Source organism: Saccharothrix sp. S26, assembly GCF_021390395.1.
Lineage (GTDB): Bacteria > Actinomycetota > Actinomycetes > Mycobacteriales > Pseudonocardiaceae > Actinosynnema.
This window is the reverse complement of the sequence record NZ_JAJUWT010000037.1, coordinates 42575-67281: the sequence shown is the minus strand read 5'-3', so window position 1 is coordinate 67281 and position 24707 is coordinate 42575. Positions and strand designations below refer to the sequence as shown.

Sequence of the window (24707 nt, the reverse complement as noted above, 5' to 3'; positions counted from 1 at the left end):
GCGCCCGACCTGAACCCGCCCAACCTCCGCCCGCACCCCCGACTTGCACCCGCGCCTCCAACCTGCGCCCGCGCCCAACCCGAACCCGAACCCGCCCAACCTGCACCCGCACCCCCGACTTGCACCCGCGCCCCCAACCTGCGCCCGCGCCCAACCCGAACCCGAACCCGCCCAACCTGCACCCGCACCCCCGACTTGCACCCCGCACCCCCCCGACTTGGGCCTGCACCACCCGCGCCGCGCCCACTTTCCCAACCACACCGGCGCCTTCGTCGACCTCGCACTCATTTTTCGCGCACCTGAAAGGGAATTCCGATGACCCAGAACACCACCACCCCCGCCACCACTCGGGTCGCCCTCGTCACCGGCGGCAGCGGGGGGATCGGGCGGGCGGTTGCCCTGCGGCTCGTCGCGGACGGGTTCGCGGTCGGGGTGCACTACGCCGGGAACAAGGGCAGGGCCGAAGCGGTCGTCGCCGAGGTCGCCGCCCGTGGTGGGCAGGCGATCGCGGTCGGTGGGGATGTTGCCGACGAGCGGGACATGAGTGCCGCGTTCGACCGGGTCGAGGAGGCGTTCGGCGGCATCGACGTGGTGGTGAACACCGCCGGGATCATGGTGCTCGCGCCGATCGCCGAGCTGGACCTCGACGACCTCGACCGCGTGCACCGCACCAACGTCCGCGGCACGTTCGTCGTCTCGCAGCAGGCCGCCCGCCGGGTCCGGCCCGGCGGCGCGATCGTCAACTTCTCGACCTCGGTCACCCGCACGCAGCTGCCCACCTACGGCGCGTACGTGGCCAGCAAGGCCGCTGTCGAGAGCATCACCCTGATCCTGGCCCGCGAACTGCGCGGCAAGGACATCACCGTCAACGCGGTCGCGCCCGGCCCCACCGCGACCCCGTTGTTCCTCCAGGGCAAGGACGACACCACGATCGCCAACTTCGCCAAGGCCACCCCGCTGGAACGCCTCGGCGAGCCCGACGACATCGCCGACGCCGTCGCCTTCCTCGCCGGTCCCGCCCGCTGGGTCAACGGCCAGGTGATCTTCGCCAACGGCGGCCTCACCTGACCAGGTACCGGATTTGGTCAACACTGAAGCTATAGAGTACTCAGAGAGAGGATTTCACGATGTCCTCCAGCGGCACGGTGGGCCGTCCGACCAGGTCGGAGAGGGCGGGGTCGACCCGCGCGAACTCGCCCCGACGGCTCGCCGCGAACAAGCCCACCAGCAGGTCGGCCGTGTGCCCGGGCAGACCGCGGGCGACGAGCCCCGCCCGGTACTCCGCGTCCGACACCACGACGCGGCGGATCGTCCGGCCCGTCACCCGCGAGGCGATCTCCGCGACGCCGGTCAGGTCGATCGCTTCGGCACCGGTGAGAGCGGGCGTCACCCCGTCGAGAACGTCCTCGGTCAGGGCGATGGCCGCCGCCGAGGCGAGGTCGTCGTGGGACGTCCAGGACACCGGGCCGTCCTCCGGCGCGACGAGTTCACCGGTCTCCGCCGCCCCACCGAGCAGCATGAGTGCCGAAGCCGCGTAGAAGCCGTTGCGCAACGACGTGAACGCGACACCGGACGACCGCAGCGCCACCTCCGTGGCCGCGTGGTCGACCATCGGCGCGAAGTGCGACGTCGGGCTCGCGCCCATGTGGCTGGTGTAGACGACACGCGAGGCACCGGCCTGCCCGGCCGCGGCGATCGCGGTCCCGTGCAGGCGGACGGCCGCCGAACCGTGGGAGTCCACCGACACGACCAGCACGCGTGACGCGCCCTCGAACGCGTGCGCCAGGCTCGTCGCGTCGGCGAAGGCACCCTTCCTGACCCGGACACCCCGTCGCGCCAAGTCCGCCGCCCGCTCGGGGTCGCGCACGCACACCCCGATCCGCTCCGGTTCGACGCGGTCCAGCAGCCGTTGCACGACCGCGCGACCGAGATTTCCATTGGCACCGCTCACGATGATCACGTGACCAACCCTGCCCGCGCCCCGCCCGCGTCGGAAGGATCATCGAACACCCGCTTGTTACCCTCAGGGACATACCGATTCGGAGGTGGTGCGCGTGGAGTCGCGACCGCTGCGCTACTTCGTCACCGTCGCCGAGGAGCTGAACTTCGCCCGCGCGGCCGAGCGGCTGCGCATCTCCGCGCCTCCCCTGTCGCGCGCGATCCGCAAGCTCGAAGCGGAGCTGGGCGTCACGCTGTTCGAGCGCAGCACCCACGACGTCGCGCTGACACCCGCCGGGGCCGTGCTGCTGGACCAGGCGCGGATCGCCCTGGACGCGCTGGAGGCGGCCGGGCGGCGGGCACAACGCGCGGCCGAACCGAAGCTCGTGCTGGCGGTCAAGGCCGACAGCGACGGCGGGTTGCTGGAAACGATCATCGCCCGGTACGCGGCCGACCCGGCGGCGTCCCTGCCGGTCGCGGTCCGCCTGTGCGGGTGGGGCGAGCAGACCCGGCTCCTGCGCCGGGGCGAGGCCGACGCGGCGCTGGTCCACGAGCCGTTCGACCGCACGGGCCTCGACGCCGAGACCCTCTCGGTCGAGCCCCGCGTCGCCGCCGTCCCGCGCGACCACCCCCTGGCCGGGCGCGACCGGGTCCGCCTCGCCGACCTCGGCCTGCCCGTCGACGGTCCGGCCGGGCAGGACCAGCTCCACCGCTACCTCGACGGCATCGTCGCCCGGCACGACGTCCGCGACCTGTCCCAGGTGCTCAAGCTGGTGGAACTCGGCGAGCTGGTCACCGTGCTGCCCGAGTCGGTCGCGGCACGCTACCCGCGGCCCGGCGTGGTCTACCTCGCCCTCACCGACGCGCCGCCCGCGACCCTGGTGATCGCCTGGCCGCAGCAGTCCCGGTCGCCGGCCACCGCGGCACTCGTCCGCGCCGCCACCGGAGCCGGACCGTCCTCACCCGAGCCCTGACGCATCCGCTCACGCCGACCGCAACGCGTCACGCAGGGTGCGGGCGACGTGGGCCATCAACGCCTCCGCACCCGGCTGCACCACGGCGGGCACCCGTGACTCGGTGAGCGCGGCGACGGCGAACACCTGCCCGTCGGCGTGCTCCACCACCCCGACCTCGTGCCGCAGGTTGAGCAACGTGCCGGTCTTGGACGACCAGCGCGACGCGTCGGAGCTGAAGTCGGGGGCGAGCCGGTGGCGCAACGCGTTGTCGCCCATCAGCTCGCGGACCCGGGCGGCAACCGCCGGGCGGATCGTGGTCGGCCGCCACAGGCCGTGCAGCAGGTCCACGAACGCGCGGGCCGAGCCCGCGTTGGCCCGGCTGATGTCCAGCTGGGTCACCGGGTGCCCGCGCCCCTCGGTGGCCGCCGCGATGGCCAGCGAGTGGGCCAGGTGCCCCTCGGCCGGGCTGAACCGCTCGGCGGGCGTGTCGACGAGGTCGCGCACGAGGTGGCGCACGGCGATGCCCTCGTAGCCGAGCCGGCGCAGCTCGGCGGCGACCTCAGTGGGCGGGGTGAGCGCGAACAGGGCGTCGGCGGCGGTGCTGTCGCTGATCGCGACGCTCAGGTAGAGCAGGTCCTCCACCGCGATCGTGGCGGGGTGGCGGAACTTGGGCAGCCCGATCGGCCCCGGCGCGGCGATCCGGCCCGGCGGCACCACGACCGGCGTGGCGGCGTCGAGCTCTCCCCGGTGGACGCGTTCCAGCGTGGCGATCGCGAGCGGCACCTTCACCAACGACGCGACCGGGTACTCCACGTCGGCGTCGAGGCCGAGCTCGTCACCGGTGTCGAGGTCGCGCACCAGGAACGAGCCGCGCAGCCCCGCGTCGTCGAGCGCTTCACGCGCCTCGCGCAGCACCCTCATCGTCACGGGCGGCCGTCCCGCACGCCCAGGCACCGGCCGATCGCGGCGGCCGGGAGGTCGCGGACGCGTTCGGCGTCCTCGCGCAGCCCGGCCGTGACGTCGTAGCCGCGGGCCAGGTCCAGCTCGCCGATGGGCCGCCAGTGCAGGCCCAGGTCGTCGGCCTGGGCCGGTGAGCACAGCAGCAGGTCGGTCGAGCCCAGCACGTCGGCCGCGGCGGCGACCAGCGACGGCGCGACGACCACCTGGGACGGTTGCAGGCCGACGGCGTCACGCAGACGGGTGACGCGATCGCGCACGTGCGGCACGTCGTCCTCCGGCTGGATGCGGATGCGGCGCCGGCGGGTGGCCCGCGCGGCCCGGCCGGCGCGCAACGTCTCCACGTAGACGGCCGAGGCCGCGCCGGGGTCGGCGCGCCCGGCCAGGCCCAGCGGCACGCGCCAGACGCCGTCGTCGGGTGGCACGGCGACCAGCGCGGCCCGCACGTCCAGCGTGCGGGCCAGCTCCGCGCGCTCGGCCGGCCCGGCCGGGCGCGGGTCGAGGTCGAGGTCGTGGCGGCGGGCGTCGGAGACGAGCCGGGCCAGTGGGCGCGGCGCGCAGACCTCCGGCACGGCCAGCCGGAACGGGCGCAGCTTCGCGCGCCGGGCGTCGTGCTCCATCGCCTCGGCCAGGTCGACCAGCCGCCGCGCCGAGGGCAGCATCTCCCGACCGAACGGCGTCAGCGTCACGCTCCGCGAGGTCCGGGTGAACAGCTTCGCGCCGAAGTGCTGCTCCAGCGCGGCGACGCGCCTGCTGGCCACGGACTGCGGTATCCGCGCCGCGGCGGCGCCGAGCGTGAAGCTGCCGTGCCCGCTCACGGCCACGAACGCCTTGCACGCCTCCACCACGTCCACAGCCCGCGACTATGCCAGATCGGCATCGATGCCCGCGCCGCCGTCTTGGACAGCATCACGGTCCGCTGTGGAGACTCGGTGTCGTGACACCGCCGCACCGAACCGTCAGCCGCCGCGCCTTCCTGGGCGCGATCGCGCTGCTCCCGCTGGCCGGCTGCACCCCGGACACGTCCGCCGGCCCCGCGCCGTCCGCCGAACCCGTCGGCACGACCAGCCCGACGCCCAGCCCCTCCCCCGCGCCGCACGATCACCTGATCGAGTTGGAGCGGAGGTTCGACGCCCGGCTGGGCGTGTACGCGGTCGCCACGGGCACCGGCGTCACGGTCGAGCACCGGGCGGACGAGCGGTTCGCGTTCTGCTCCACGTTCAAGGGCCTGGCGGCGGCCGCGGTCCTGCACCGCAACCCGCTGTCCCACTTGGACACCGTCGTGCGGTACACCGAGGCCGACCTGATGGCGAGCTCCTCGGTCACCCGGCAGCACGTGGCCACCGGCATGACGATCCGCCAGGTGTGCGACGCGGCGGTCCGCCACAGCGACGGCACGGCGGGCAACCTGCTGCTGCGCCAACTCGGCGGCCCGGCCGAGCTGACCGCCTACGCCCGCTCCCTCGGCGACACCGTCACGCGGTCGGACCGGTTCGAGCCCGACCTCACCACCGCCGTGCCCGGCGACCCGCGCGACACGACCTCGCCGCGGGCGATCGGCGTCGACTACCGGAAGATCGTGCTGGGCGACGCGCTGGAGCCGGACAAGCGCGCGTTCCTCCGCGACCTGCTGGAGCGCAACGCCACCAAGGCGGGCTCCCTGCGCGTGCGGGCCGGCGTGCCGCAGGGGTGGGCGGTGGCCGACAAGACCGGCACCGGCGAGCACGGCACGGTCAACGACATCGCCGTCGTGTGGCCGCCGGACGCCGCGCCGCTCGTCGTGTCGATCATGTCCAGCAAGGCGGCCGCCGACGCCCGGTACGACCAGGCGCTGCTCGCCGAGGCCGCCGCGTACGTCGTGGGAGCCCTCACCTGATGTCGACCGTGACCCGACGCATCGTGATCGGCGTGCTGCTCGCGCTCGTGGCGGCCGTGGCCTCGGTGGGCGCGCTGGGCGCGACGGGCCGGGTGGTCCTGGTCCACCACCCCGTCCCGGGACGGCCGCTGGCGATCGTCGAGGAGGTGCCCGGCCCGGAGACCGGCCCGGCCTGCCCGCTGGACGCGCGTTACGTCGACGAACAGCCCGAGGGCCTGCGCCCGGACGTGCTGCGGGCGTGGGAACGGCTGCGCGCCGCCGCGAGCGGGCAGGGGGTCGCGCTGTGCCTCAACGACGGCAAGCGCAGCACCGGGCAGCAGCGGCGGGAGTTCGAGGACGCCGTGCGGCGGTTCGGCAACGCCGAGCTGGCCGCCCGGTACGTGCTGCCACCGGAGAAGTCCATGCACGTCAAGGGGATCGCGGTGGACGTGCAGCCGCTGGGGTCGGCGGCGTGGGTCGAGCGGCAAGGGCCGGCGCTGGGCTGGTGCCGCCGCTACCTCAACGAGGAGTGGCACTTCGAGTACGACCCGGCGTACGCGACGGCCGGCTGTCCCGCGATGCTGCCCAGCGCCAGCGGTTCGTGACCGTCAGCTCCACGGCACGGTCGCCTGGAGCACCGCCTCGCGCAACGCCCGCGTGCGCAGGTGGGTCACCCGCTGGTACTCCGGGTCGGCCACCATGCGGCTGAACGCGGCCCGGTCGGGGTAGCGGACCACCACCACCGCGTCCCACCTCTGCCCGTCCTCGGCGGCCAGCACGGTCGACCCCGTGCCCGCGTACAGGACCTCCGCGCCGTACCGAGGGAGGAACGTCTCGCGCAGGTGCCGCGCGTACTCCTCGTACGACGCCGCACCGCCCTCGGCGAACCGCAGCAGGTTGAGCATGACGACCGGGCCACCCGGATCCTCGGCCAGCAGTCGCTTCAGGTCGGCACCGCGGGGATCGACAGCCATGCCGACCAGCATGGCGGCCCGGTGTCACGTCGGCATCGGTGCATCCGCCGGTCGTACCGGGTGAGGGCGGAGTCCCCCGGTGGGATGGGTGTTGTTTGCCCGTTCCGACGGGTGGCACCCGAGGTTGGACCCGGACGGCGCGAAGGACACCCGGCGGAGGAGGCGGACGATGACCGAGGGTGGTTGGGCCTACGACGGCGCGCCCGTGACGCTGTCACCCGACACCGTGACGCTCGTCCACGGCACTTCGTTCTGCGTCTGCGGCAGTGACGGCAACGTGGACGGTGCCGCCGCGCAGGGTGTGTTCTTCCAGGACACCCGGATCGTCTCCGGGTGGGCGCTGCTGGTGGACGGTGAGCCGGTCGAGCACATCACCACGCTCACCGGCGACCCGTTCCGGATGACGTTCGTCGGTCGCGGCCGGTCGCGCGCGCACGACGCCGAGAGCACCCTGCTCGTGCGCCGCGAGCGGTACGTCGGCGGGGGCATGCGCGAGGACATCACGCTGCGCAACTTCGGCCGGGACGCCGTCACGCACGTCGTCTCGGTCCACGTCCAGGCGGACTTCGCCGACCTGTTCGAGGTCAAGGAGGGACGGGTCCGCCGACGCGGGCGGCACGAGTGCGACGTGGAGCCGGAGGAGCTGGTCCTGACCCGCCGGCTGGACGGGCAGAGCCGGGGCGTGCGGGTGACGGCGGACGGCGCGGAGTACTCGCCGGCCACGCTCACCTTCCGCGCGGTCGTCCCGGCCAAGGGCGAGTGGTCGGCGCGCGTGACGGTGCAGCCGGTGGTGGACGGCCGGGTGACCGACCCGATGTTCCCGCTCGGACGCCCCATCGACGAGTCGGTGCCGGTGCTGCGGGCCCGCCGGTGGCGCGAGGCCGTGCCCGTGCTGAGGTACGCGGGCAGGCCGTCGCTGGCCGTCACGCTCCAGCGCAGCAGGCAGGACCTGGGCGCGTTGCGGATCTTCGACCCGGACCGGCCCTCGGACACCGCGGTCGCCGCCGGCGCGCCCTGGTTCATGACGCTGTTCGGCCGCGACTCTATCCTGGCCTCGCTGATGTCGCTGCCCATCGACCCGGGCCTGGCGCTCGGGACGGTCCGGACGCTGGCCCACCACCAGGGCAAGCGGGTCGAACCCGAGAGCGAGGAGGAACCGGGGCGCATCCTGCACGAGATGCGGTTCGGCCCGGACGCGTCGCTGGCGCTGGGCGGCGGCAACGTCTACTACGGCACCGCCGACGCCACGCCGCTGTTCGTGATGCTGCTGGGCGAGCTGTCCCGGTGGGGCATCGGCCGCGACCAGGTCGAGAAGATGCTCCCGCACGTCGACCGGGCGTTGGACTGGGTCGAGCACTACGGCGACCGGGACGGCGACGGGTTCGTGGAGTACCAGCGCGCGACCGAGCGCGGGCTGGTCAACCAGGGGTGGAAGGACTCCTGGGACGGGGTGAACTTCGCCGACGGCCGGATCGCGCGCGGTCCGATCGCGCTGTGCGAGGTGCAGGGCTACGTCTACAACGCCTACCTCGCCCGGGCGTGCCTGTGCGAGGACTTCGAGGACCTCGACGGCGCGCGGCGCTGGCGCGAGCGCGCGGCGGTGTTCAAGCAGCGGTTCAACGAGCGCTTCTGGCTGCCCGACCTCGGTCACTACGCGGTCGCGCTGGACGGCGCCAAGCAGCCGGTCGACGCGCTCACCTCCAACATCGGTCATTGCCTGTGGAGCGGCATCGTGGACGAGGACAAGGCCGAACGGGTCGCGGAGGCGTTGCTGTCACCGCAGATGTTCACCGGGTGGGGCGTGCGGACCCTCGCCTCCGACATGGGCGCGTACAACCCGATGAGCTACCACAACGGGTCGGTGTGGCCGCACGACAACGCGATCATCGTGCACGGGCTCATGCGGTACGGCTTCGTGGAGTACGCGCAGAAGGTGGCGACCGCCGTGCTGGACGCGGCCGAGGCGTTCGGCGGCAGGCTGCCCGAGCTGCTGTGCGGTTTCGACCGCGCCGAGTACCGCGACCCCATCCCCTACCCGACGTCGTGCTCGCCCCAGGCGTGGGCGTCGGCGACCCCGGTGCACCTGCTGCGCGTGCTGCTGCGGGTCGAGCCGTACGCGCCGCGCCGCAAGGTGTGGCTGGACCCCGTGCTGCCGGAGTCGTTCGAGCCGCTGGCGCTCGACGGCGTGCCGATGCTGGGCGCGAAGGTCGACATCGAGGTCGACGGCGGCGGGGTGCGCGTGACCGGGCTGCCCGACGACGTCGAGCTGGTGCGCGAGCCGGTGGGCGTGCACCCCGGGTTGGACAGGGGGCGGGACCGGTGACCGGGCCGCGCGTCGCGATGATCGCACCGCCGTGGTTCGAGCTGCCGCCCGCGGCCTACGGCGGGACCGAGTCCATGTGCGCCGACCTGGTGAACCGGTTGGTCGCGCGCGGCAACGACGTCGTGCTCGTCGGCGTCGGGCGCAACGGCACGGCCGCCGAGTTCCGCCGCACGTACGAGCACGCGCAGCCGGACCGGATGGGCCAGGGCATCCCGGAGGTGGTGCACGCGGCCGCGCTGCCCGCCATCCTGGCCGACCTGGACGTGGACGTCGTGCACGACCACAGCCTCGCCGGCCCGCTGCTCGCCCGCGGCCGCCCGCTCCCCACCGTGGTGACCGCGCACGCGCCCGTGACCGGCGACATGGGCCGCTACTACCGGGGCCTCGACGGTTCCGTGCACCTGGTGGCCGTGTCGGACTCGCAACGCGCGCTCGCCCCGGACCTGCGCTGGGCGGCGACCGTGCACAACGGCATCGACGTGCGGACCTTCCCGTTCCGGCGGGACAAGGAGGACTTCGCGCTGTTCCTCGGCCGGGTCACGCCGCAGAAGGGCATACCGCAGGCGATCGCCGCCGCCGCCGAGGCGGGCATCCCGCTGCGCATCGCGGCGAAGTGCCGCGAGCCGGAGGAGCGCGAGTACTTCCTGCACGAGGTCGAGCCGCTGCTCGGGCCCGGCGTGGAGTGGCTCGGCGAGGTGGGCCGCGAGGAGAAGCTCGACCTGCTGACCGCCGCCCGCTGCCTGCTGTTCCCGATCCGCTGGGACGAGCCGTTCGGGCTGGTGATGGTGGAGGCGATGGCGTGCGGCACGCCGGTGGTCGCGTCCCGTCGCGGTTCGGTGCCGGAGGTGGTCGCGCACGGTGAGACCGGGTTCGTGTGCGACGACCACGCGTCGCTGGTCGCCGCGTTGCGCCGGGTCGACGAGCTGTCGCCCGACCGGTGCCGCGCGGAGGCGGTCCACAGGTTCGACGTCGACCTCATGGCCGCCCGGTACGAGGACGTGTACTGCGAGGTCGTCGCCGGGTCCGGGCACGTGGCCCTGAACGCGCCCGTCCTGCGCGCGAGCACCCCACGGCCCCGCAGCGTCTCCGAGCACGGCGTCTGACGTCGTCCCAGAAACAGCAACAGGAGTTGTCGTTTTCGGTACCTGCGGCCGAAGGTGGCGTCATGAGCGAAAACGACGCGGCGGTGACCCCGGTGGGGCCACCGCCCAGACACCACCTGGCCCTGATGATCTGGCTGGCCGTCTTCCCGACCCTGACCGCGCTGCAACTGCTGCTCGGCGACCTCCTCGACGGCGCGCCGACCGCCGTGCGAACCCTGGTCCTGGCCACGATCGCGGTGCCGATCGTCATCTACGGCCTCATGCCGCCGCTGCAACGGCTCCGCGCACGCCTGCTCGCACGGCGGTCGTGAGGGCTACCGCAGCCAGCGCAGCACCTCGGCCAGCAACCGGTCCCGGCCGTGCTCCGGCCGGTCCAGGTGGGCGAAGTGGGTCGCGCCGGGCAGGCTGACCGCCCGCACCTCCCGCGCCCGGCGCAGGTCGGCGACCAGCGTGGTGACGTCGCCCTCGCGGGACCAGAAGTCCAGTTCGCCGCGCAGGACCAGCGTGCGGGCGGTGATCGTGCCCGCGTGCCAGAGCCGCCGGCCGGTCGCGAGGTGGAAGCTGTCCTTCATCGCGCCGGTCGGCGCGCGGAAGCTCGGCGGTTCGCGGTCGGCCGACGTCGGGTCGCTCGCCAACGCGTGCTCGACGTAGGCCGCCGCCACGCGCGGATCACGCCACTCGGCCTTGTCGGCCACCGGGATGCTCGCGTCCCACCCGCCGAGCAGGCTCGGCGCGGTCGACAGCCGGTACGCGCCGTGCCGGGCGTCGTCGAACGAGCCGGGCCGCGCCGGGTCCTCGTACTCCGAGCCGCGGCCCAGCATCGGGTGGCCGTCGAGCGCGCCGTACAAGCTGTTGTGGACGACCAGGTGCTCGACCCGGTCCGGGTGCACGCTCGCGTACCACGCGGCCCAGTGCCCGCCGGTCGCCCAGCCGACGAGGTCGACCCGGCGGTGGCCGGTCTTCCCGCGCACCCAGTCCACCACCGACGCGATGTCGCGCACCACCTGCTCCCCCGTGACCGCGGGCGGGTTGGCCGACGGCGGGGCGTCCAGCGCCGCGGGGCGGTCGGACGCGCCGTAACCGCGAACGTCCACGATGAACACCCGGTGGCCCGCGCGGGCGAGGTCGGCGGCCGTCGACCCGCCGGGCACGGGCAGGTCGAACGACGCGACGCCGGGCACGCGCGCGCCGTGCAGCAGCAGGACCGGCCGCCCGCGCGACGACCGCTCCGGCCGCACCTCGCGGACCCCCAGGTTCCCGGCCTCGCCCCGCACCTTCCAGTCCTTGCGCACCACCCGGTCCGCCGGCGGGGCGTGCGTGATCGACGCGGCCACCGCGAGCGTGAGGATCGTCTTCACCATGCGGCCAGGATGCCGCCGCGGCTCGCCACCTGGTCTGATTGTGCACGTAATCAGAGGTGACTGATTCGGGGACAGTATGGATCTCAAGCACCTGCGGGCGGCCGTCGCGGTCGCCGACCACCTGCACTTCGGCCGGGCCGCCGCCGCGCTCGGGATGGCGCAACCGCCGTTGAGCCAGGCCGTGAAGGCGCTGGAGACCGAGCTCGGCGTGTCGCTGTTCCACCGCGACACCCGGAACGTCGAGCTGACGCGGGCCGGCGAGGTGTTCGTCGCGGACGCCCGCGCGGCGCTGTCCATGGTGGACGCCGCGGCCCGCCGGGCACGTGCGGCGGGCCGCGGCGAGCAGGGCTCGCTGTCGATCGGCATGGTGGGCTCGGCGGTCCTGCACCCGCTGCCGATGATCATCCGGGAGTTCCGGTCGCGCTACCCGGCCGTGACGCTGTCGTTCTCGGTGCTGCCGACGATGTCGCAGGTCGAGCAGTTGCGCACGGCGGCGCTGGACGTTGGCCTGCTCCGCCCGCCGCTGCCCGGCCCGGCCGACGACCTGGAGCTGGTGCCGGTGTCCCGCGAGCCGCTGGTCGCCGTGGTGCCGAACGACCACCGACTGGCCGGTCGGCGACGCGTGCACGTCCGCTCGCTGGCCGGTGAGCCGTTCGTGCTGTTCCCGCGCCACCTCGGGCCCGGCCTGCACGACGAGATCACCGCGCTGTGCCGACGCGGCGGGTTCACCCCGCGGGTCGTGCAGGAGGCCGTGCAGATGCCGACGATCGTGGGCCTGGTCGCGGCGGGCTGCGGGGTGAGCATCGTGCCCGGCTCGTCGGCCGCCCAGCCCCGGCCGGAGGTCGTGTTCCTGCCGTTGAGCCCCACGGTCCGGTTGGTCGACCTGGCGATCGCGCTGCCCGTGGCGGGACGGTCGGTGGTGGCCGCCAACTTCACCGCGCTGGCCCGTGACCTGACCCAGGTCCGCTGAGGTGGCCGGGCCGCCGACGCCCGGCCACCCGGCGGGTCACAGCAGTGAGACCGCCTTGTCCAGGGCCGGGTCACGACCGGTGGACAGGTCGGCCGCCGTCGTCGGGACGTGGTGGTCCGGTGCGACGCCGATGGTGTTCACGATCTCCCTGTTCGCGGCGATCTCGTGGTGCTTGGGCAGCCCGAGGGCGGTCCCGTTGTCCAGCAGGTACGCCTGCCCCGGCCCGGACACCGCGCCGGCGGTGCGCGTGCCGACCAGCGTGCCGAGCTTCAGGTCCTTCACCGCGCTCGCGAACGAGTCGCACGCCGACGCGCACCGCCGATCGGTGAGCGCGACGAACGGCAGGTTCAGCAGTTCGACCGAGTCGTCGGTGCGGTTGGGCGTGCAGCGGTCCCGGACGTCGCACCAGTAGCTGGTGACCTTGCCGTGCGCGAGCGCGCCGAGCAGCTTGGCGACGGCCTCCGGGCTGCCGCCGCCGTTGCCCCGCAGGTCCAGGACCACGCCGCGCAACGCGGTGCCCGCACGCAGGCGGGCGATGGCCGCGAGCACCTCGTCGGCCAGTTGGGGCGTGAAGCCGGGCAGCGTCACGTGAGCGACGCCGCCGTCCACCAGCCGGGAGTCGACGGCGGGCCGCTGGGGCGGGAACTGGGCGGCGGTCGCGGTGGCGGCGAACGTCTCGCCGGTGGCCGGGCGGCGCACGGTGAACCGCACCGTCGACCCGACCTGGCCGTCGGTGAGCCACGACAGCACGGCCGTGTTGAGGATCCCGTTCACGAACACCGGCACGTCATTGATCGCCAGCACCTCGTCGCCCAGCTTCAGCCCCGCGGCCTCGGCCGGGCTGCCGGCCATGAGCCGGTTGACGTGGGCGGGCTCGGTGGCCACCGGGTCCACGTCACCGGGGCCCACGGTCACCGAGAGGTCGAGCCCGTAGAGGTTGGGCTTGAACTCGCCCATCCACCGGGCGTGGTTGTCGTCCAGGGCGTCCACCATGGCTTGGATGGCCGCCGCGGCGATGGCCGCGCGGGCGTCGTCGTCCGGCAGCGCGTCCGCGATCCGCCGGTAGACCTTGCCGAACGCGGCCCAGTCCGCGTCCTTGCGCCCGGTGAGCGCGGGCAGGGTGGCGTCGGCCCGGTCGAGGCCTCGGCGTTGCAGTTCCCGCGTGAGCGCGGCGAACGCGGGCACCAGCAGGGAGCGGCTGTCGAGCACCGGCCCGCTGAAGTAGTTGTCGAAGATGCAGTAGTACGCCTGGCCGACCGTGGTCAGCGTGGCCGGTTTCGGCGCCGGGGGCGGCTGCGGGGGGTTGGGCCGGGCACAGGCCGGAGGTCGTTCGGGACCCGCCGAGGAGGTGCCGGCCCCCGTGCCGACGAGTGCGGCGGCCACGGTCAGCAGCACGGCCGCGGTGGCGAGCGGGCGCCATCTGGTTGTCACGAGAATTCCCCTTGGTGTCGCCGGTCCTTGACAGGGCGAGTTGTACGCGGGGAGGAGTTTCGGCGCGGTTTCACTCCTGATGAGACCCGGGCGAAACCCGTGGCGTCCGATACTGGTGCGCGTGCGGGTGTTGGTGGTCGAGGACGACGAGGAAATGGCGCTCACGGTGGCGGCGGGGCTGCGCCGGGCGCAGATGGCCGTCGACGTGGCGTTCGACGGGAGCGACGGCTTGGAACGCGCGTTGCGCACCGACTACGACGTGGTCGTGCTCGACCGGGACCTGCCCGGTACGCACGGTGACGACGTGTGCGCGGCGCTGATCGCGGCCGGTCGCCGGGGCCGGATCCTCATGCTGACCGCGGCGGCCACCACCGACGACCTGGTCGACGGGCTCGGCCTCGGCGCGGACGACTACCTGCCCAAGCCGTTCGACTTCCGGGCGCTCGTGGCTCGGATCGGGGCGCTGTCGCGGCGGGCCCACCCGGCCGTGCCGCCGGTGCTGCGCCACGGTGACCTGGTGGTGGACACGGCGCGCCGCCGCGCCGCGCGGGGCGACCGGCCACTGGACCTCGCACCGAAGGAGTTCGGCGTGCTGGAGGTGCTGCTGGCGGCGGGAGGCCGGGCGGTGTCGGCCGAGGAACTGCTGGAACGGGTGTGGGACGAGGCGGCCGACCCGTTCACCAACGCGGTGAAGATCACCGTCAGCCGGCTTCGGGCCAAGCTCGGTGACCCGCCGGTGGTGGAGACCGTCGCCCGCAGCGGGTACCGGGTCTGATGGGGCGCACCCGGCTCCGGCTGCCGCGCCGCACCGTGCGGCTGCGGCTGACCCTGCTGTACGGCGGCCTCTTCGTGCTGTGCGGGGCGGGGTTGCTCGCGGTCACGTTCTTCCTGGTGCGGCACGCCGTGACACCGGTGGACGACAGGACGCTGTTCCGCTACCCCGGCGTGGCGGCCGATCCCGAACCGCGGACCAGTCCACTCCCGCCGCCCAGCGGCCTGGCCGAGGAGATCGTCGCGCAGGCCGAGGCGGCCCTGACCGAGCAGCGGCACGACGTGCTGCGCCAACTGCTGGTCCAGTCCGCGGTCGCGCTCGGCCTGACGGTGGTGCTGGCGCTCGCGCTGGGCTGGTGGGTGGCGGGTCGCGTGCTGCGCCGGCTGCGCACCATCACCGCGGCGGCACGCCAGATCTCCGCGACCAACCTGCACCGACGCCTGGCCCTGACCGGCCCGGAGGACGAGCTCAAGGAGCTGGGCGACACGTTCGACGAGCTGCTCGGCCGGTTGGAGGCGTCGTTCGAGGCGCAGCGCCGGTTCGTGGCCAACGCCTCGCACGAGCTGCGCACGCCCCTGGCCCGCCAGCGGGCGATCGGGCAGGTGGCGTTGGACGACCCGGACGCGACCACGTCGTCGTTGCGCGCGGCGCACGAGCGGGTGCTCGCGGCGGGCGAGCAGCAGGAACGGCTGATCGAGGCCATGGTGACCCTGGCCCGCGGGCACGGTGGCATCGACGTGCGCCACCCGTTCGACCTCGGCGAGGTGGTCACCGAGGTCGTGGACCTCCGCCGCACCCCGGACGTGGACCTGCGGGTGTCGGTCGAGCCGTGCGCGGTCTCCGGGCACCGCGCGCTGGCCGAGCGCCTGGTGGTGAACCTGGTGGACAACGCGATCCGGCACAACGTGCCCGGCGGGTGGGTCGAGGTGTCGTGCGGGTCCGGCGTGCTGACCGTGACCAACACCGGCCCGGTCGTGCCCGCCGACGAGGTGCAGCGCCTCTTGCAGCCGTTCCACCGGCTCGGGCCCGCGCGGACGGGGCACGGGCTGGGGTTGGGGCTGTCGATCGTGCAGGCCATCGCCACCGCGCACGATGCGACGGTCGACCTGACGCCGAGATCGCGGGGCGGGCTGACCGTCACCATCACGTTCACGGGTTGAGCCTGGCCGGCTCAACGATGGGAACACGCGATCGCTCAGGTCCGTTGGTGTGGATGAGCGCCGTCGGCGCACGTGAGCGAGGCCGGTGACGCCTACCCGGTCTAGGCGACGCCGGCCGGTGGCGTGCCGTCGGTCCGGGTACCCCGGGCCGAGACGGTGAAGCGCCGGCGCATCACCGGCAAGAACCCGCGGAGAGGACGCCCCCCATGACCACACCGCTGACGACCGGTCGGCCGACGACCGTGCCGACACCGCCCACGGGCTGGCCCATCGGCTCCTACGCCACCTACGCCGAGGCGCAACGGGCCGTGGACCACCTGGCCGACCAGGACTTCCCGGTGAGGGACGTCACGATCGTCGGCGTCGACCCGATGGTCGTGGAACGGGTGACGGCCCGCCTGACCTGGGGCCGCGTGCTGGCGGGCGGCGCGGCGTCGGGAGCCTGGTTCGGCCTGTTCGTCGGGCTGCTGCTCGGCGTGTTCGGCACCGGACCGCTGCCGGTCGCGATCGTGACCGGCCTGGTCACCGGTGTCGTGTTCGGCACCACGTTCGCCGCCGTGGGCTACGCCTCGGTGCGGGGCAGGCGGGACTTCGCGTCCACCACCCAGCTCGTGGCGGGCCGCTACGACGTGCTGTGCGAGCCGCGCAACGCCGAGAAGGGCCGGGACCTGCTGGCCAAGCTGGCCCTCGCCGCGCCGCCGAGCCCGTGACCGGGCCGGTGCGCACCCGAACCCGAGACCGGAACCCGACCCGGCGACGCGCACCCGGTGCCCACCCGAACCCGACACACCGGAATCCGACCCGGCGGCACGCACACCCGGTGCGCACCGCCGGACCCTTGACCAGGAAGGCGGGCCCGGGTGCGGTGGCTCAGCGCCGACCGCACCCGCACCGTCGCCGCCACACCGGGCCACCGTCCGACTCCCGGCCGGGTCCGTCCGAAGTGGACAGCCGGCGGCTCAGTCCTCGATCCAGTTGTACTTGCGCGCCATGCCGACGAGGTTCTTGCGCACGTTCAGGATCTGCTCGGCCGTCATGCCGGGAGCCGCGACGAGCAGCGTCTCGGTGACCTCCTGCAGGTACCTCTTCGTCGACACGACCTCGCAGAACACGTCGTTGCCGTTGACGTCGTCACCCGCGTGGAACGACGGCGTGGCCGACCGCACCGACGCTTCGCGCACCAGGCTCACCCGGGACGCCTTCGGGCCCCGGTCGCCCATCTCCACCAGGAACTCGACCAGCGCGCCGGGCGCCATCAGCCGCTTGTCGAAGTCGATGTCGTTGACGTGGATGAAGACGTCCTCGCCACCCTCCTCGGGCGACACGAACCCGTACCCGCGCACCTCGTCGAACCGGACGACCTTGCCCTTCACCACCACCGCAACCCCTTACCAGCAGCACGCGCCACACCCGTGGCGACATCACCACGATCCTATCCCCTGCCCGATCGCGCGACTCGTGCCCGCGACGCGGCGACTTGTAAGAACTTCACAAGGGACTGGCACACGTGGAGAATCCTTGACCAGAAGTCGCATTGGCGTCCTGGAGGAGCTCCCATGCCCGGATCACGCTCGTTCGCGCTCGTCCTGGCCGCCGTCGCGTTCGCCGCGGTGCCGGCGGCCGACCTCGCGAGCCCCGCGTCGGCGCAGGCCGACGGCACGCTGGTCCGCGACCTCGACGCGATCCTCACCCACGACGCCCTCGACGGCGCGGACGTCGGGCTCGTGGTGCGCAACGCCGACACCGGCGCGGTGCTGTACGCCCGCGACAGCGACAAGCGCCGCCAGCCCGCGTCCAACGGCAAGCTGATCAGCTCCGCTGCGGCGCTGGAGATCCTCGGACCCGACCACCGCTTCCGCACCAGCGTGGCCGCGACCGGCCCGGTGCGCGCCGGGGTGCTGGCCGGCGACCTGCACCTGCGGGGCACCGGCGACCCGACCGTGCTGGCCGCCGACTACGACGCGCTGGCCGCCGAGGTCGCGCGCGGGGGTGTCAAGCTGGTCCGCGGCCGGTTGCTCGCCGACGACACCTGGTTCGACGCCGTGCGCCTGGGCACCGGCTGGGCCTGGGACGACGAGCCCTACTACTACAACGCCCAGATCTCGGCGCTGACCGTCTCGCCGGACACCGACTACGACGCCGGCTCCGTCATCGTCCGGGTCGCGCCCGGCGCGGCGGGCCGGCCGGCGACCGTCACCACCGACCCGCCGACGGACTACGTCACGATCGCCAACACCGCCGTCACCGGCCCGCCCGGCTCCGCCTCGACCGTCTCCGTCGAGCGGCGGCACGGCACCAACGTGATCGAGGTGCGCGGCAGCATCCCCGCCGGCGGTGCCGCGGAGAACGAGTGGAGCACGGTCTGGGAGCCGACCGGCCTGGTCACGTCCCTGTTCCACGACGCGCTCGCCCGGCACGGCGTCCGCGTGCTCGGCGGCACGGGCACCGGCGCGACCCCTGCCGACGCGCGGGTGCTCGCCGAGCACCTGTCCATGCCGCTGTCCCGGCTGATGGTCCCGTTCATGAAGCTGAGCAACAACATGCACGCCGAGATCCTGGTCAAGACCGCCGGGCGCGCGGTGTTCGGCGAGGGCAGCTGGGCCGCGGGCCTGCGCGCGATGACGGCCCAGCTCGGCCAGTGGGGCGTGGACGCTTCGGCGCTGTCGCTGCGCGACGGCTCCGGGCTGTCCCGGATGGACCAGGTGTCACCAGACCAGGTGGCCGCCCTGCTGCTCGCCGCCCGGCACGAGCCCTGGTTCGCCGTCTGGCACGACTCGCTGCCCGTGGCCGGGGTGGCCGACCGGCTGGTCGGCGGCACGCTGCGCAACCGGATGCGCGGCACCCCGGCCGAGGGCACGGTGCGCGCCAAGACCGGCAGCCTCACCGGTGTCAGCGCCCTGTCCGGCTACGCGACCACCGCCGACGGCGTCCCGCTGGTGTTCGCCATGATCAGCAACAACACGCTGACCTCGGCGAAGCCGTTCGAGGACGCCGTCGCGATCCGGTTGGCCGGGCACCGGGACGGGCAGTCGCCGCCCGCGGTCCGGGTCGCGCCCGTCGCCGGCCCGGAGCTGGAGTGCAGCTGGACCAAGTCCTGCTAGCCGACCACCGCGCGGAACGCGTGCACGCACCACGGGCCGTCGTAACCGGTCACCCAGAGGTTCGTGGAGTAGCCGCCCAGCTTCTTGCCCTTGGCCGTGCCCTTGAGGTAGAGCTGGACGGAGTCCTCGCTGGTCGAGATGCCGTCCATGGCCGGGTCGACGGCCAGGTCCGGCTCGTGCCCGACCAGTTCCCGCACGTCGGCGGCGTCGGCGATGGCGTCCGCGCACAGCAGGCCGGTCGCGGTCGCCGCGTCGCCCGCGTTCACGGCGTCCAGGAACGACCGCATGGCGGCGAGCGCCTCCGGCGGGACCGGCTTGCCGCCGGCGGTGGGTTCGCGGTCGGTGGTCGGCTTGCCGGTCGGCGACGGCCGTTCGGTGGACGGCGACGCGCCCTTGGCGCGCGCGATGTCCTGCCAGCACCAGTCGCCGTCCTCGCGGATCGCCGTGACCTCGACCTGCGACGTCTTGGACGCCGTGGTGACCTCGACGGTGGCCACCACCTTGGTCTCGGTGACCTCGTCGCTGTCGACGAGCTTCGCCTTCTTCAGCGACGACACGTCGTCGATGGCGCTGTTCACCACGGACTTGGCGTTCGGGCAGGTCAGCTTCTTGAGCGCGGTGGCGTCCTGGGCGTCCAGCCCGGCCACCACGTCTTCCAGCAGCTTCTCGGCCCCGTCGTTCTTCGCCGGGGCGGACGACGACGTGGTCGGTGACGTGGTCGTGGTCGTCGTGGTGGTCGCCGCGCCCACGAAGAACCCGGGCTGGACGAACCCGGTGAACGCCAGACCGCCGAGCAGGAGCACGACCACCACCGCGGCGGCGACGATCGCGCCGGTCCGCTTCTTCGGCGCGGGAGGAGGCTGCGGGGCGAACCCGCCGTACTGGTAACCGCCGTACTGGGCCGGTTGCCCGTAGGGGTCGTGCCCGTTCGGCGGTTGCTGCGGGTAGTTCACGGTGCCTCCCGTTCGTCGTTCGCGCCTTCGACGGCGAACGGGCGCGCGGCGTTCCACCTCGTTCACGGGCGGCTCGGTCCCCCTCGGCCGACCCCGGCCACGCCTCGGGGGTGGAACCGGGGGCGATCCCGGGGATCCGCCGGATCATGGACGCGGCGCGGGGCGGAAGGCTCTGCGACATGACGAGAACCTCCCGCCGCGCCGCCGTCGCGGCCCTGGCGAGCACCGCGCTGATCGCCCTGGGCGCGACCGTGCCGCAGCAGGCCGCCGCCCAGCCGGCCCCGGTGCCGGCGTTCGACTTCACCGACTGCCCCGCGTTGCCCGCCGGGGCCGACCCGGCGCGGTGGCGTTGCGAGGTGCTGGTGTCCGAGGGCACCCTGAAGGTCGGGCAGTCGGCGGAGATGGGCACCGGCGTGATGCGGCTGACGTTCGCCGAAGGGCAGTTGGCCGGCCGGTCCGCGCAGGTCTTCGGCGCGCTGCGGGCCGAGCCGACGCGCGTGCCCGGCGGCCTGCTCGGTGTCGGCGACCGCAACCCGTTGCTGCGCACGGACCTGCGCATCGAGTACGCGGGGTACGCCGACTTCCTCTCCGACGGCGACCGGATGGGCGTGCAGCACCTGAAGCTGCGCGTGCTCAACGGCCTGCTGCCGCCGACGTGCACGATCGGCGACGACACCGACCCGCTCGTGTTCCGGCCCGTGCGGACCAGCGGGCCCGACCGCGTCTCGACCGACCCGCCGGTGCTGAGGTTCACCATCGAGGACACCGCGTTCGCCACGCCCGCGGCCCACGGCTGCGGCGGCTTGGACCGCTTGGTGGACAAGCGGTTCGGCCTGCCCTCCCCCGCCGGCGCGAACTCGCTGGAGCTGACCACCCTGGTCGGCCTCAAGAGCTACGCGGAGATCTGACGACCACCCGGCCCCGACCGCCCGTCCCGGTCGGGGCCGGGCGCCGCACCACCTGACCGGGCGGATCGAGGCCGGTCCGCGGAGCCGAAGTCCCTCCGGCCCGCCCGGGTCGACTAGGTTTCGGGACATGAACGAGACCCCGGACATCAAGCCGCGCAGTCGCGACGTCACCGACGGCCTGGAGAGGACCGCCGCGCGCGGGATGCTGCGGGCGGTCGGGATGGGTGACGACGACTGGGCCAAGCCCCAGATCGGTGTCGCCTCGTCGTGGAACGAGATCACCCCGTGCAACCTGCCGTTGGACCGGCTGGCGAAGGCGAGCAAGGACGGCGTGCACGCGGCGGGCGGCTACCCGCTGGAGTTCGGCACGATCTCGGTGTCCGACGGCATCTCCATGGGCCACGAGGGCATGCACTTCTCCCTCGTGTCACGCGAGGTCATCGCGGACAGCGTCGAGACGGTCATGCAGGCCGAGCGGCTGGACGGGTCGGTGCTGCTCGCGGGCTGCGACAAGTCGCTGCCGGGCATGCTCATGGCCGCCGCGCGGCTCGACCTGGCCAGCGTGTTCCTCTACGCGGGCTCGATCCTGCCCGGCCGGGTCACCCTGAGCGACGGCAGCGAGCGCGACGTGACGATCATCGACGCGTTCGAGGCCGTCGGCGCGTGCGCGCGCGGCCTGATGAGCCGCGAGGACGTCGACCTGATCGAACGCGCCATCTGCCCCGGTGAGGGCGCGTGCGGCGGCATGTACACGGCGAACACGATGGCGAGCGCGGCCGAGGCGCTGGGCATGTCCCTGCCCGGCAGCGCGGCCCCACCCGCCACCGACCGGCGGCGCGACGGTTTCGCCCGCAAGTCCGGCCAGGCCGTGGTGGAGATGCTGCGCAGGGGCATCACCGCGCGGCAGATCATGACCCGGGAGGCGTTCGAGAACGCGATCGCGGTGGTGATGGCGTTCGGCGGGTCCACCAACGCCGTGCTGCACCTGCTGGCCATCGCGCACGAGGCCGAGGTCGAGCTGAGCCTGGACGACTTCACCCGGATCGGCGCGAAGGTGCCGCACCTGGCCGACGTCAAGCCGTTCGGCCGGCACGTGATGACCGACGTGGACCGCATCGGCGGCGTGCCCGTGGTGATGAAGGCGCTGCTGGACGCGGGCCTGCTGCACGGCGACTGCCTGACCGTCACCGGCCGCACGGTCGCCGAGAACCTGGCCGACATCGCGCCGCCCGACCCCGACGGCACGGTGCTGCGCGCGATGAACGAGCCGATCCACCGCACCGGCGGCATCACGATCCTGCGCGGCTCGCTCGCGCCCGACGGCGCGGTGGTGAAGTCCGCCGGGTTCGACTCGGACGTGTTCACCGGCACCGCCCGCGTGTTCGACCGCGAGCGGGCGGCGATGGACGCGCTGGAGGACGGCACGATCACCGCGGGCGACGTGGTCGTCATCCGCTACGAGGGCCCCAAGGGCGGTCCCGGGATGCGCGAGATGCTGGCCATCACGGCGGCGATCAAGGGAGCCGGGCTGGGCAAGGACGTCCTGCTGCTCACCGACGGCCGGTTCTCCGGCGGCACGACCGGCCTGTGCGTGGGCCACGTCGCGCCGGAGGCGGTGGACGGTGGCCCGATCGCGTTCGTCCGCGACGGCGACCCGATCACGCTCGACGTGGCCAACGGCCGGTTGGACGTCGACATCGACCCCGCCGAGCTGGCCGCGCGCCGCGAGGGCTGGTCGCCGCTGCCCGCCCGCTACCAGCGTGGCGTGCTGGCGAAGTACTCGAAGCTCGTGGGCTCCGCGTCCGGCGGCGCGGTCTGCGGCTGACGCGCGCGGGCGGTGCCCGACCCCCGGCTCCGGGGATCGGGCACCGCGTCGGGCGTCACGGGGCCGGGTACTCCGCGATGTAGACCGGAGCGCCGACGTTGGTCAGGTCGGCCGGTCCGCCCACGCCGTTGACGACGTGGTCGATCACGCCCGCGCTGAGGTTCACGGTCATGATGTGGTGCAGCTTCACACCCGGCGTCTCGGGGACCTCGAAGCCGTTCTCGGTGTGGATCGACGGGTTGTTCTGGTTGAACACGTACACGCCACCGCCGTGCAGGGTGTGCTTGCGCACGTGGTCGCCGACCTTGTAGCCGGCCCAGCCCTCGACGTCGCCCTTCATCCAGTCGGCCTGCGTCGGCGGGTCGTAGGGCAGCTCGTTCTGGTAGAGCACGACCGTGCCGCGCTCGCCGTTCCAGACGGTGTTGTGGCGCTGGAAGTGCTCCACGAACAGGCCGGTCGCGGTGACGTCGTCGCCGTTGACGACCACGCCGGTCAGGCCGGTGTTGGTGTTCCAGCGCTGCGTGTCGGTGAAGCCCTCGACGCCGTGGTCGGCCCGCCACACCCACGTGTGGTCGATGAGCACGTGGTCGCTGTTGACCTCCAGCGCGGTGTCGACCTTGCCGACGTGCGGGCCGCCGACGCGGAAGTACACGTCCGACAGCGTGGTCGGGTTGGCCGGGTCGGAGGGCCGGTGGCCGTGCTTCTTGCCCACGCGCAGCAGCACCGGGGACAGCTGCGTGCCCGCGTCGATCGTGACGCCCGCGACGACGACGCCCGGCACGTCCGCGACGTCCAGCGGGATGGCACCGTCCACCGCGGTCAGCGTGGCGTGGCCGAGACCGAGGACGACCGTGTTCGCCCGCTTGACCTCGATGCCGCGGGCGATGTCGTACACGCCCGGCGTGAGCAGCAGGTGCTTGCCGCGGGCGAGCTGGTTGTTGATGTCGCGCGCGGAGTCGCCGGGCTTGGCGACGAAGAAGTCCGACAGCGGGATCGTGCGGCCCGGCGTGAGGCCGTTCGCCCAGGAGACACCGCTGGTGTCGCGGCGGGCGGACGGGACGCGGACGTTGTACCGGCCCTTGTCGTCCACGAACAGGTAGGGCTTCTCGCGGCTCACCGACGTGGTGTCGAGCGTGGTGTACGGCGGGTTCGGGAAGGCCGCGTCGTCGGGCGCGCCCGTGACGCCGGAGAACACCTGGTTCCACACGCCGTTCGACCAGCTGCCCAGCTCGCTGTTGCGGGTCAGCCACTGCTGCTGCGAGCCGTTGACGACGGAGGGCAGCCGGGAGTCGGCGATGAAGCCGCCGCTGGCGTACTGCGGGCCGGCGGTGCAGTAGTCCATCAACGTGAACGTGCCGCTGGTGACGTTGAGGCGGCGCAGCGAGACCGCCTGGGACACGGCCCAGAAGTTCGCGCCGGCGCGGCAGCCGTCCTGGCCCTTGCCGTCGATGTCGATGGTGAGGTTGCCCAGGGTGCGCCAGAAGTTGACCAGGGCGAGGCAGTTGGACGTGCCGCCGTCGGCGAGGCAGCGGTTGTAGACCTCGACCTTGCCGTGGATCACGACGTCGGTGGGCGACGCGCCCAGGCCCGCGATCTCGGTGTAGTAGCCGACCTTGAGCTGCAACGGCTGCTCGGGCGTGCCGTAGCGGCCGGGCTTGAACAGGTAGGCGTAGCGCTGGGTGCCCATCTCGTTGTCGACCTGGGCGGCGTGCGTGGCGTCGAGGGCGGCTTGGATCTCGGCGACCGGGGTGGAGGGGTCGAACACCCTCACGTTCACGCCCAGGTCCTGCGTGCGCCGGGGCGGGTCGGCGCTGACCGCGGGTGCACCGGCGGTGGTGGCGGCGGCCAGGGCGAGACCGAGCACGAACACCCGGCGCACTCTCGCGGGAGCGCTCTCACGACTGGCGTGGCGCATGATCGTCATTGACATGCCTCTGGGGGTTGTGACGCCCGATCGCCGAAGGAGAGAGCGCTCTCTCAGGTTCGACGGGGCCGGGCGGCGGCGATGTTGAGTTGGCTATTTCTACTTCACGATCGAGCCGAACGCCATGCCCGGAATCCGCCCATTCGGTCCCGGTCGGACCGGGAAGAGCACGCGCGGTTCCCCAGCGCGGTGTAGT

General features: G+C 73.4%; 23 protein-coding genes. 14 read left to right on the top strand and 9 right to left on the bottom strand.

All coding sequences use genetic code 11. The features are described from left to right. Positions 1-315 precede the first annotated feature (315 nt). On the top strand, positions 316-1068 hold the full coding sequence (locus LZG04_RS40185) for an SDR family oxidoreductase (protein WP_233827206.1): 753 nt from the start codon (positions 316-318) through the stop codon (positions 1066-1068). Positions 1069-1108: 40 nt separating this feature from the next. Here the strand turns inward: LZG04_RS40185 and LZG04_RS40180 are convergent, their stop codons facing one another. After that, on the bottom strand, positions 1109-1960 hold the full coding sequence (locus LZG04_RS40180; RefSeq protein ID WP_233827205.1) for an NAD(P)H-binding protein: 852 nt from the start codon (positions 1958-1960) through the stop codon (positions 1109-1111). Between the two features lie 94 nt (positions 1961-2054). On the opposite strand from LZG04_RS40180, the gene LZG04_RS40175 reads away from it, so the two are divergent. After that, positions 2055-2912, top strand: coding sequence for a LysR family transcriptional regulator (locus LZG04_RS40175; protein ID WP_308199684.1), 858 nt, complete (start codon positions 2055-2057; stop codon positions 2910-2912). 9 nt (positions 2913-2921) lie between these two features. On the opposite strand, the gene LZG04_RS40170 is transcribed toward LZG04_RS40175, so the two are convergent. Together LZG04_RS40170 and LZG04_RS40165 are read right to left on the bottom strand one after the other, a co-directional pair. After that, complete coding sequence (locus LZG04_RS40170; protein WP_233827209.1) at positions 2922-3815, bottom strand: serine hydrolase; 894 nt, start codon at positions 3813-3815, stop codon at positions 2922-2924. 2 nt (positions 3816-3817) lie between these two features. After that, positions 3818-4705 (bottom strand): LysR family transcriptional regulator, encoded by an 888-nt coding sequence (locus LZG04_RS40165; RefSeq protein ID WP_233827203.1) that lies wholly within the window; start codon positions 4703-4705, stop codon positions 3818-3820. An 83-nt stretch (positions 4706-4788) separates the two neighbouring features. Between LZG04_RS40165 and bla the strand changes: the two genes are divergently transcribed. Further along, positions 4789-5727: a class A beta-lactamase gene (bla, locus tag LZG04_RS40160; RefSeq protein WP_233827202.1), complete on the top strand. Its 939-nt coding sequence runs from the start codon at positions 4789-4791 to the stop codon at positions 5725-5727. Continuing rightward, entirely contained in the window at positions 5727-6311 is a 585-nt protein-coding gene (locus tag LZG04_RS40155; RefSeq protein ID WP_233827201.1) for a D-alanyl-D-alanine carboxypeptidase family protein, read from the top strand. Before bla ends, LZG04_RS40155 begins: the two co-directional genes overlap by 1 nt. A gap of 3 nt (positions 6312-6314) precedes the next feature. Here the strand turns inward: LZG04_RS40155 and LZG04_RS40150 are convergent, their stop codons facing one another. After that, positions 6315-6680, bottom strand: a complete 366-nt coding sequence (locus LZG04_RS40150) for a DUF1330 domain-containing protein (RefSeq protein ID WP_233827200.1) — start codon at positions 6678-6680, stop codon at positions 6315-6317. Positions 6681-6849: 169 nt separating this feature from the next. Between LZG04_RS40150 and LZG04_RS40145 the strand changes: the two genes are divergently transcribed. The 3 genes from LZG04_RS40145 (at position 6850) to LZG04_RS40135 (ending at position 10417) form a co-directional block, all read left to right on the top strand. Next, a complete protein-coding gene (locus LZG04_RS40145; RefSeq protein ID WP_233827199.1) occupies positions 6850-9003 on the top strand; it encodes a glycogen debranching N-terminal domain-containing protein in 2154 nt (717 codons plus the stop codon). Next, a complete protein-coding gene (locus LZG04_RS40140) occupies positions 9000-10106 on the top strand; it encodes a glycosyltransferase family 4 protein (RefSeq protein ID WP_233827198.1) in 1107 nt (368 codons plus the stop codon). The genes LZG04_RS40145 and LZG04_RS40140 overlap by 4 nt, the downstream gene beginning before the upstream one ends. Before the next feature lie 62 nt (positions 10107-10168). Beyond that, on the top strand, positions 10169-10417 hold the full coding sequence (locus tag LZG04_RS40135; RefSeq protein WP_233827197.1) for a hypothetical protein: 249 nt from the start codon (positions 10169-10171) through the stop codon (positions 10415-10417). A gap of 3 nt (positions 10418-10420) precedes the next feature. Here the strand turns inward: LZG04_RS40135 and LZG04_RS40130 are convergent, their stop codons facing one another. Further along, on the bottom strand, positions 10421-11467 hold the full coding sequence (locus LZG04_RS40130; RefSeq protein WP_233827196.1) for an alpha/beta fold hydrolase: 1047 nt from the start codon (positions 11465-11467) through the stop codon (positions 10421-10423). A 76-nt stretch (positions 11468-11543) separates the two neighbouring features. On the opposite strand from LZG04_RS40130, the gene LZG04_RS40125 reads away from it, so the two are divergent. After that, on the top strand, positions 11544-12437 hold the full coding sequence (locus tag LZG04_RS40125) for a LysR family transcriptional regulator (RefSeq protein WP_233827195.1): 894 nt from the start codon (positions 11544-11546) through the stop codon (positions 12435-12437). 36 nt (positions 12438-12473) lie between these two features. Here LZG04_RS40125 and LZG04_RS40120 read toward each other — a convergent pair whose 3' ends face one another. After that, positions 12474-13868 (bottom strand): S41 family peptidase, encoded by a 1395-nt coding sequence (locus LZG04_RS40120; protein ID WP_233827194.1) that lies wholly within the window; start codon positions 13866-13868, stop codon positions 12474-12476. 121 nt (positions 13869-13989) lie between these two features. Here LZG04_RS40120 and LZG04_RS40115 point away from each other — a divergent pair, with 121 nt between their 5' ends. From LZG04_RS40115 to LZG04_RS40105, 3 genes are all read left to right on the top strand, one after another. Beyond that, positions 13990-14643 (top strand): response regulator transcription factor, encoded by a 654-nt coding sequence (locus LZG04_RS40115; RefSeq protein ID WP_233827193.1) that lies wholly within the window; start codon positions 13990-13992, stop codon positions 14641-14643. Then, complete coding sequence (locus LZG04_RS40110) at positions 14643-15800, top strand: HAMP domain-containing sensor histidine kinase (protein WP_233827192.1); 1158 nt, start codon at positions 14643-14645, stop codon at positions 15798-15800. The genes LZG04_RS40115 and LZG04_RS40110 overlap by 1 nt, the downstream gene beginning before the upstream one ends. Positions 15801-16006: 206 nt before the next feature. Further along, positions 16007-16510, top strand: a complete 504-nt coding sequence (locus LZG04_RS40105) for a general stress protein (RefSeq protein ID WP_233827191.1) — start codon at positions 16007-16009, stop codon at positions 16508-16510. Between the two features lie 249 nt (positions 16511-16759). Here the strand turns inward: LZG04_RS40105 and LZG04_RS40100 are convergent, their stop codons facing one another. Next, positions 16760-17176 carry a cold-shock protein gene (locus LZG04_RS40100; RefSeq protein WP_233827190.1) on the bottom strand — a complete coding sequence of 139 codons (417 nt, stop codon included), beginning with the start codon at positions 17174-17176 and terminating at the stop codon, positions 16760-16762. A 180-nt stretch (positions 17177-17356) separates the two neighbouring features. Here LZG04_RS40100 and dacB point away from each other — a divergent pair, with 180 nt between their 5' ends. Further along, the gene (gene dacB / locus LZG04_RS40095; protein ID WP_233827189.1) at positions 17357-18901 is read left to right on the top strand and encodes a D-alanyl-D-alanine carboxypeptidase/D-alanyl-D-alanine-endopeptidase; all 1545 of its coding nucleotides are present in this window, start codon (positions 17357-17359) and stop codon (positions 18899-18901) included. Here dacB and LZG04_RS40090 read toward each other — a convergent pair. After that, positions 18898-19854 (bottom strand): hypothetical protein, encoded by a 957-nt coding sequence (locus tag LZG04_RS40090; RefSeq protein ID WP_233827188.1) that lies wholly within the window; start codon positions 19852-19854, stop codon positions 18898-18900. The two genes, dacB and LZG04_RS40090, sit on opposite strands and share 4 nt — an antisense overlap. 179 nt (positions 19855-20033) lie before the next feature. On the opposite strand from LZG04_RS40090, the gene LZG04_RS40085 reads away from it, so the two are divergent. Then, a complete protein-coding gene (locus LZG04_RS40085; RefSeq protein ID WP_233827187.1) occupies positions 20034-20762 on the top strand; it encodes a hypothetical protein in 729 nt (242 codons plus the stop codon). A 127-nt stretch (positions 20763-20889) separates the two neighbouring features. After that, complete coding sequence (gene ilvD / locus LZG04_RS40080) at positions 20890-22587, top strand: dihydroxy-acid dehydratase (protein WP_233827186.1); 1698 nt, start codon at positions 20890-20892, stop codon at positions 22585-22587. Between the two features lie 55 nt (positions 22588-22642). Here the strand turns inward: ilvD and LZG04_RS40075 are convergent, their stop codons facing one another. After that, a complete protein-coding gene (locus tag LZG04_RS40075; RefSeq protein ID WP_233827185.1) occupies positions 22643-24457 on the bottom strand; it encodes a glycoside hydrolase family 55 protein in 1815 nt (604 codons plus the stop codon). Between the last annotated feature and the right edge of the window lie 250 nt (positions 24458-24707).